This window comes from Pseudomonas citronellolis (genome assembly GCF_029335315.1).
In the GTDB taxonomy this organism is placed as follows: Bacteria; Pseudomonadota; Gammaproteobacteria; order Pseudomonadales; family Pseudomonadaceae; genus Pseudomonas; species Pseudomonas citronellolis_A.
Window position 1 is genome coordinate 1 of record NZ_JARJLT010000336.1, and the last position, 1519, is coordinate 1519.

A 1519-nucleotide genomic window follows, 5' to 3' on the forward strand; every position below is an offset into this window, starting at 1 on the left:
GTTCGCTGCGCTGAAAGCTGCGCCGCGCGGCGCAAGTCCGGGTCAGCGGCTATGGTATTATCCGCGGCGATTTCGACCTGCGGAGTTCCCATGAAACTGACCATGCCCCGTTTCGATCAGGCCCCTGTGCTGGTTGTCGGCGACGTAATGCTCGACCGCTACTGGCACGGCGCGACCTCGCGCATCTCGCCCGAGGCGCCGGTGCCGGTCGTACGGGTCGAGCAGCATGAGGACCGCCCGGGTGGCGCCGCCAACGTCGCGTTGAACCTGGCCGCCCTCGGCGCGCCGGCCTTCCTGGTCGGCGTCACTGGCGAGGACGAGGCCGCCGCCAGCCTGGTCGACAGCCTCGGCGCGGTCGGCGTGGCCACCCGCTTCCAGCGTATCGCCGGGCAGCCGACCATCGTCAAGCTGCGGGTCATGAGCCGCCACCAGCAGCTGTTGCGGGTGGACTTCGAAGAGCCCTTCAAGACCGACGCCAAGGCCCTGGCCGCCGACGTCGAGGCGCTGCTGGACAAGGTCCGCGTGCTGGTGCTTTCCGACTACGGCAAGGGCGCGCTGAAGAACCACCAGGAGCTGATCCAGGCGGCGCGCAAGCGCAACATCCCGGTGCTGGCCGACCCCAAGGGGAAGGACTTCGCCATCTACCGCGGCGCCAGCCTGATCACCCCGAACCTCTCCGAGTTCGAAGCCATCGTCGGGCGCTGCCAGGACGAGAGCGAACTGGTCGCCAAGGGCCTGCAACTGCTCGCCGAGCTCGAACTGGGCGCGCTGCTGGTGACCCGTGGCGAGCACGGCATGACCCTGCTGCGCCCGGGCCACGCCGCGCTGCACCTGCCGGCCCGCGCCCGTGAAGTGTTCGACGTCACCGGCGCCGGCGACACCGTGATTTCCACCCTGGCCGGCGCCCTGGCCGCCGGCGAGGACCTGCCGCAGGCCGTGGCCCTGGCCAACCTGGCCGCCGGCATCGTCGTCGGCAAGCTCGGCACCGCCGCCATCAGCGCCCCCGAACTGCGCCGCGCGGTGCAGCGCGAGCAGGGCTCCGAGCGTGGCGTGCTGGGCCTGGAGCAACTGCTGCTGGCCATCGAGGACGCCCGCGCCCATGGCGAGAAGATCGTCTTCACCAACGGCTGCTTCGACATTCTCCACGCCGGCCATGTCAGCTACCTGGAGCAGGCGCGCGCCCAGGGCGACCGGCTGATCGTGGCGGTCAACGACGACGCCTCGGTGACTCGCCTGAAAGGCCCGGGCCGGCCGATCAACAGCGTCGACCGGCGCATGGCGGTACTCGCCGGCCTCGGCGCGGTGGACTGGGTGGTGAGCTTCAGCGAAGACACCCCCGAGCGCCTGCTCGGCGAAGTCCGCCCGGACGTGCTGGTGAAGGGCGGCGACTACGCGGTGGACCAGGTGGTCGGCGCCGACATCGTCGAAGGCTACGGCGGCGAAGTGCGGGTGCTCGGCCTGGTGCCGAACAGCTCGACCACCGCCATCGTCGAGAAGATCCGCCAGAAGCGCTGAGCCG

Annotated in this window: 1 protein-coding gene; it reads left to right on the forward strand. The window is 70.6% G+C overall.

From position 1 onward, the window contains the following. Positions 1–90: 90 nt before the first annotated feature. Positions 91–1515: a bifunctional D-glycero-beta-D-manno-heptose-7-phosphate kinase/D-glycero-beta-D-manno-heptose 1-phosphate adenylyltransferase HldE gene (gene hldE / locus P3W75_RS25225; protein WP_276230049.1), complete on the forward strand. Its 1425-nt coding sequence runs from the start codon at positions 91–93 to the stop codon at positions 1513–1515. Positions 1516–1519: the final 4 nt, after the last annotated feature.

Bases quoted from the DNA above. Each gene is read 5' to 3' on its own strand.
- hldE (WP_276230049.1), top strand. From the start codon at position 91: ATGAAACTGACCATGCCCCGTTTCGATCAGGCCCCTGTGCTGGTTGTC.